6 protein-coding genes are annotated in these 6,000 nt (G+C 45.5%); all 6 read right to left on the bottom strand.

The features are described 5' to 3' along the window. Window positions 1-369: 369 nt before the first annotated feature. Window positions 370-1,794 carry a tetratricopeptide repeat protein gene (locus I6E49_RS06700; protein WP_235401203.1) on the bottom strand — a complete coding sequence of 475 codons (1,425 nt, stop codon included), beginning with the start codon at window positions 1,792-1,794 and terminating at the stop codon, window positions 370-372. A gap of 69 nt (window positions 1,795-1,863) precedes the next feature. Continuing rightward, on the bottom strand, window positions 1,864-2,835 hold the full coding sequence (locus tag I6E49_RS06695; RefSeq protein ID WP_235401201.1) for a PstS family phosphate ABC transporter substrate-binding protein: 972 nt from the start codon (window positions 2,833-2,835) through the stop codon (window positions 1,864-1,866). Between the two features lie 138 nt (window positions 2,836-2,973). Beyond that, the gene (locus I6E49_RS06690; protein ID WP_235401198.1) at window positions 2,974-3,804 is read right to left on the bottom strand and encodes an energy transducer TonB; all 831 of its coding nucleotides are present in this window, start codon (window positions 3,802-3,804) and stop codon (window positions 2,974-2,976) included. Window positions 3,805-3,838: 34 nt separating this feature from the next. After that, window positions 3,839-4,486: an ExbD/TolR family protein gene (locus tag I6E49_RS06685; protein ID WP_235401196.1), complete on the bottom strand. Its 648-nt coding sequence runs from the start codon at window positions 4,484-4,486 to the stop codon at window positions 3,839-3,841. Between the two features lie 3 nt (window positions 4,487-4,489). After that, window positions 4,490-5,110, bottom strand: a complete 621-nt coding sequence (locus tag I6E49_RS06680; protein ID WP_235401194.1) for an ExbD/TolR family protein — start codon at window positions 5,108-5,110, stop codon at window positions 4,490-4,492. Window positions 5,111-5,140: 30 nt separating this feature from the next. After that, window positions 5,141-5,980 carry a MotA/TolQ/ExbB proton channel family protein gene (locus I6E49_RS06675; RefSeq protein WP_235392055.1) on the bottom strand — a complete coding sequence of 280 codons (840 nt, stop codon included), beginning with the start codon at window positions 5,978-5,980 and terminating at the stop codon, window positions 5,141-5,143. Between the last annotated feature and the right edge of the window lie 20 nt (window positions 5,981-6,000).

Below are 6,000 nucleotides of genomic sequence, written 5' to 3'. Positions count from 1 at the left end.
GGAGTTTTGACACACCCTCCTATGTGCTTTTTGGGCTTTACCTTTCCGCTATGCGCCGGTGACCGTTGGTTCAACCCATTTTGTTTGACTTTTGACAAACCACTCTCGTTCGTGCTTCCTTCGTCATTCGTTCATCCTCCGTAGTAAACTCGATCTACCTCCGTTAACTAAGCGATGACATAACGAAGGCATAAAGGAGGTATAACGAACGCATAACGGAGAGCAAACGGAGATGAATCGAAGAGCGAACAAAAGGCTATCATCTATAGTAACACACCATATTTCGAATGTAACAAAAAAAGGCGACGAACCGAAGTTCATCGCCTTAAATATTATTCTTGTGCCAATCAGCACATATTTACATTATAATTACTTGATAGAAAGAATCTGCTGTGCATTGGGATCGTCCGGACGAATCTCTGCAAGCTTATGTGCCCAAGCCTTTGCCTCATCCTTCTTGTCGTTCTGGATGTAGTGAACTGCAAGATATGTGTAAGCGATAGCAAGCTTGTTGAGTTCAGAAGCAGTCTTCTCAGCCTTAGGCTCTACAAGCGAGATGAACTGCTGGTAGTAAGGCAAAGCACGACCAACCTTAACATCAGAATTAATCTGGTGGTTCATAAGAGCACGCTTCCATACTGCGTATGTTGCAGCATAGTCGTACTTCTCAACCATGCGAGCGTATACCTTATCAGCATTCTCGAAAGCAGCCTTCTTAACTGCATCGGTAGCACCCTCTACTGAAGCCTCATCAATGTAGATGTCAGCAAGAGCGTCGAGTTCCTTGTATGTAGCGTTCTCGCCAACCTCTGTGATGTGCTGCTCCATTGCGGCAACAGCCTCAGGGAAGCGATGAGCCTTAACATAAAGACCAGAGATAAGCTTGTTGGTCTCCTTGTTCTCCGGATCTACCTCAGGGATATGCTTGTAAGCAGCAATAGCCTCGTCAAACTTACCTGTGTTCATAAGAGCCTCAGCATAGTAGATGTAGTCGTTGGCTGTGTACTTGATTGTATCAGCTGTATTGAACAACTTGTTACCATAGTTAACAGCGTCCTCATACTTCTTAACCTTATCTGAAGCATACATACCTACACGATAGAACGAAGAGTAATGAGGATATTTCTGAACACCAACAGCAATGAGCTGGAGTGTCTTATCATAATCCTCAAGCACGTATGCAGTAGATGCATAGTCGAAAAGGATATAATCTTCGAGCGAATTAATGTTCTGAACCTTGCCGTAGTACTGGAGAGCTGTCTTCAACTTGTTGTTTGAAGAGTACATATAACCAGCAGCTGCATCAACTGGATAATCCGGCTTTACAGAGCGAAGCTTCTCAAGCATAGCTACTGCACCGTCGGCATCTACCTTCTGATAAACACGAGCATACTTAACATATGCTGTAGGATCCTGAGGAGCCTGCTGTGTAGACATCTCATAATATGAAGCTGCCATACCGCCGTCGTCCTCTGCAGAAGCTATATCACCACGAAGGATATAACCAGCTGAAACATTCTTGCCTACCTTCATTGCCATATCGGCATAAGTCTTGGCCTGTTCATAATTTTTGGCAACAAGGAATGCACGTCCAAGTCCAGCCAGAGCCTCGGCATTCTTCTTATTTGCCTTAACAAAGTCCTTAATCTGCGACTTAGCCGCTACTGCGTCACCTTTGGCGTCAACTAATACTTTTGTGATGGCATCAACCTGCGATTTAACGTCCTGTGCCATTGTTGGAGCAGCGATGCTGAGCATCAAAGCTCCTGCTACGAGATATTTAATTGCTTTCATAATTCTGGTTGTTTAAATATTCAACTTTATAAAGCCGTGGGGCAAAAGCTATTGTTTAATTAAAGGATTCTAATACGGTTTGTTGTTCACATTGACATCACGGATTGCAATCTCACCACGGGTAGGCAGCAGACCTGCCTTAAACACGATGAGCTGACCACGGGGCGACTCAATAAAGTGAGCAAAACCCCATGGAAGTCCACGCTTGGGGTCGTTAAGCAAGGCATAAATGGTGCGTACAAACGGATAGCGGCCATTGAGCAGCCATGCCTGATATGGTTTCCACGAATTCATTGGGGTTGCCTTATCAAGTTTTGACACCGACATTACGGTGATGGCCTTGTTCCAAGTTGTATTTGTTGAGTCGCGCTTGTCGTTGAGCCAATTGCTGCCTATTATACCAATCGCATTGGGAGTACGCGCTACATAGTCAATAACGTCCTTTGAGTCTTTAGCTGCAAACACGTTAGGACTATTTATTGGCTTGCCACCGAGAATTGAGTCACAGCAATAGTCGACAGCTGCCGACTTCTTGTTGTCGAAACACACCCAAATTTCACCAAGCTTAGAACCGGGGTTTACCTCGTTCCATCGTGTCTTCTTACCAGATAACACAGCCTTTATATCATTGACTGTGATACACGAATCGAGGTTGCTATTGTTGCAGATGAGAGCCATTCCATCGTATGCAAGAGGCACAGCCTCGGGCAACTGGTCGGTTCCCTTCAGATAATCATATTCTTTTTTAGTGAAATTGCGTGCCGTAATGGTGAGCATCACCTTATTATTTAGAAGCATATTCACACCATCTACCTCATTTGTATAGATAGGTTTTACCATTGCTTCCGGACACTGCATCTCGAATATCTGCTTCAGTTCGTCAACAATCGGACTGAAACTCTCATCGGCTGCAAAGCTAATCACACCCGAAGAGTTGGTGTCTGTGCGGCCATCCTTACGCTTCTGCTGTCCGCATGAAACGAAGACGAAAGCCACAAGGGCTAATCCTACTATGAATTTGAAGGATAAGTTCTTTCTCATTATTCCTATGAATAAAAATAATGGCGTTATTCGTTTATTGGAAATAACGCCGCTGTGTCTTGTTGTTTCTAAATGTTGCCACCGGGCAACTCCTCCTTATATAGAGGAATTGCTCGGCAGCAACTATATCAGTTAATATTACTGTAAGCGGAATGTTACAGGTACCTGGTACTTAACACGAACAGCTGAGCCATTCTGCTTACCAGGAGTCCAACGTGGCATACCCTTAACCACGCGCATAGCCTCACGGTCGAGTGACGGATCAACCGAACGCAATACGTTAACGTCGGTGATAGAACCATCACGCTCTACAACGAAGCCAACAACAACACGTCCCTGTACACCGTTCTCGGCAGCTACAGTCGGGTAGTGAATGTTGTCACGAAGATAAGCCATAAGAGCTGCATCGCCACCAGGGAAGAGAGGCATCTGCTCTACTACGGTAAAGATCTTGGTCTCCTCCACATGCTTAGGAGGTTCCGGAGCCTTGATTTCTTCCTTAGCCTTGAGCACTGCGCCACCAACCTCGTCGTTACCTTCAACGTTGAAGGTACCGATAGCCTTGGTACTCTTCTCTACTTCCTCAAGCTTAATCTCGTCTTCTTCCTTTACCTCTTCGTCCTTCTTAATGACAGGAGCGGTAAACTTAACTGAAGACTTAACCTGCTCAACAACCTTTTCAGGTTCGGTACGAACAATTTCCTTCTTTTCTACCTTAACTTCCTTCTTCTTATCCTGGAGACGAGCCAACTCGACAGCCTGAGTATTCTCAACAGTCTTGTTGGCCTGTGCCATTTTCTGAAGTTGGAGTCCGAGGAAAAGGAGTACTGCAGCAAGGGCTACGATAATGATGGACCACACGTTACGCTTGGTAGTACCCTTGCGCAACTTGTAGGCTCCATATGCCTGGTTTCTGCCCTCAAAGACGAGGTCAGTCCATTCATTGGATATCAAATCTATTTTTGACATTTCTTTGTCCTTTCTTTAATTATTAGTCATTGAATTACTTAATGCCGCGTTTTGCAAGCAATGCTTCATCCTGCGGATTAATCTTGTCAATGACATACGTACCAATACTGCAGATAGTCATTTCGTCCAAAGCGTCTACCATATTCTTGTAAGAAGCGCCATCAGTACACTTGATAATGATGGTCATGGTAGGAACCTTACCATTCTCGAGTTCACCCTTCTTGATTTTGCTCAACATAGCGTCGTAAACGCTGTCAGGATAAGCTGCCGGATTGGCGAGCTTCTTCTGGTCGAGGCGAATCTTGGCAGCCATGATGTCAGCAACTGGAGTAGAACCGTCCTCTGTGACGTGCTTGATAAGCACATCACGGATACCGTCCTTGCCCCATGAAGTCTCCTTCAGGCATGTGGGATCGTCGTAGTTAGGTATACCATCGACATGGTAGATTTTGTCATTACCGCATACAAAGATAGTAACGGTCTGAGAAGCTTTGGCCGCGTTGCGGTCCTGATCTGAGATGTTCTTATCGTTCGAAGGCATAGTCAAGTTCATCGTCTGGGGTTTAGCCAAAGATGTACAGAGCATGAAGAACGTGATAAGAAGCATCATCATGTCCACCATAGGCGTGAAGTCCACGCGGGTGTTCATTTTTTTCTGTCTGCTTGCTTTTTTCTTTGCCATGTCTTACTCCTCCGAATTTGATTTAAGCGACGTAATCAGGAAGTAACGGTTCTCGTTCATATCCTGAAGCTCAGACATCATTTTCTTGATGACCTTGTACGGTGTGCCAGCGTCGGCCTTGATAGCCAACTTCATGTCAGAACCGTTGTTGTCGCGTGCCATTTTAACCCAGTCCTGGAACTGGCTCATCATTGAGCCAGTCTTGGTGCTGTCGGTAGGAATACCCTTGACAGCCTGGTACTCATTCATTTTGTCGCCCAAGCTCAGCGCACTTGTCAGATCCTGCATGTCAACACCGATAGTAGCAGCGCCCTGTGCGGTCTCAAACTGCTTCTTAGTAAGCTGCACGCCATACTGATCGGCCATGCCCTGAACGAGGTCGCCCATCTTCTTAGGGTTATCCATACCCACGAAGATACGGCCTTCCTTATCGCAGAGAATTGTCAGGACGTTTGTCTCCGGTACCTTGATTTCAGATACTGAGCCCGGTGTAACGACCTTCACTGCCTCGTTCTTCACGAATGTTGATGTCAACATGAAGAAGGTAAGCAAGAGGACCATCACGTCGGACATAGGAGTCATATCTATCCAGACATCCGCTTTCTTAACTTTTACTTTACCCATAATGATAAATGTTTTAAAGGGTTAGTAAAATTAAGCCTCGTCTCCGTGATTTGCTTCGTATGTCTGAGCAATAGTGTAACCTACTTCGTCAAGCGCGTATGTCAGCTTATCAATCTTGTTTGAATAGTAGTTGTAAGAAACTACAGCGAACCAAGATGTCAAAATACCAGATGCGGTATTTACAAGGGCCTCAGAAATACCCTCAGAGAGCTGGAGTGAGTCACCACCACCACCTGAAGCAAGAGCGGCGAATGAACGAATCATACCTACTACAGTACCGAAAAGAGCGGTAAGAGTACCGAGAGTAACGATAGTAGCAAGGATAGGCATGTTCATCTGGAGTGTAGGCATCTCGAGCTGAGTAGCCTCCTCGTGAGCCTGCTGAATCTTAGCTACCTTAGCAGCACGCTTGAGGTTAGGAGTATTCTCCATTTCCTTGTAAGCAGCGATAGAAGCGCCAACTACGTTAGCAACACAACCCTGCTGCTTGTCGCAGATCTGCTGAGCCTTAGCCATATCACCGGCAGTGATAGCCTGCTTAACAGAGATAACGAACTTGCCGAGTGAGCTCTTACCGAAAGCGGTACGAAGAGCGAAGAAGCGCTCGATAGAGAGAGCGATTACAGTAAAGAGCAATGTAATGATCACAGGAACGACGATACCACCTTTGTACACAGTACCGAGAAGGCTACCGTCCTTAACAGCGTTTGCAGGGTCTCCGCCTACGAAGTTGTCTGGGTTTCCAAGTACGAACTTGAAGAAACATACTGCGAGGATGAAACATGCAACGATAATCCAAATTGCGTCTCTAACTCCCTGGAATCCTGAAGATTTCTTCTTAGGATTCGCTTTAGCTTGTGTAGTTGCCATAATTTTTTGTAGAATTTAAT

Source organism: Leyella stercorea, from assembly GCF_021531655.1.
This window is presented reverse-complemented; position numbering and strand designations above follow the sequence as displayed.

What these genes read in the sequence shown, in the direction of transcription:
- I6E49_RS06695 (WP_235401201.1), bottom strand. Translation starts at nt 2,835, where the DNA reads ATGAGAAAGAACTTATCCTTCAAATTCATAGTAGGATTAGCCCTTGTG.
- I6E49_RS06685 (WP_235401196.1), bottom strand. Translation starts at nt 4,486, where the DNA reads ATGGCAAAGAAAAAAGCAAGCAGACAGAAAAAAATGAACACCCGCGTG.
- I6E49_RS06690 (WP_235401198.1), bottom strand. Translation starts at nt 3,804, where the DNA reads ATGTCAAAAATAGATTTGATATCCAATGAATGGACTGACCTCGTCTTT.
- I6E49_RS06700 (WP_235401203.1), bottom strand. Translation starts at nt 1,794, where the DNA reads ATGAAAGCAATTAAATATCTCGTAGCAGGAGCTTTGATGCTCAGCATC.
- I6E49_RS06675 (WP_235392055.1), bottom strand. Translation starts at nt 5,980, where the DNA reads ATGGCAACTACACAAGCTAAAGCGAATCCTAAGAAGAAATCTTCAGGA.
- I6E49_RS06680 (WP_235401194.1), bottom strand. Translation starts at nt 5,110, where the DNA reads ATGGGTAAAGTAAAAGTTAAGAAAGCGGATGTCTGGATAGATATGACT.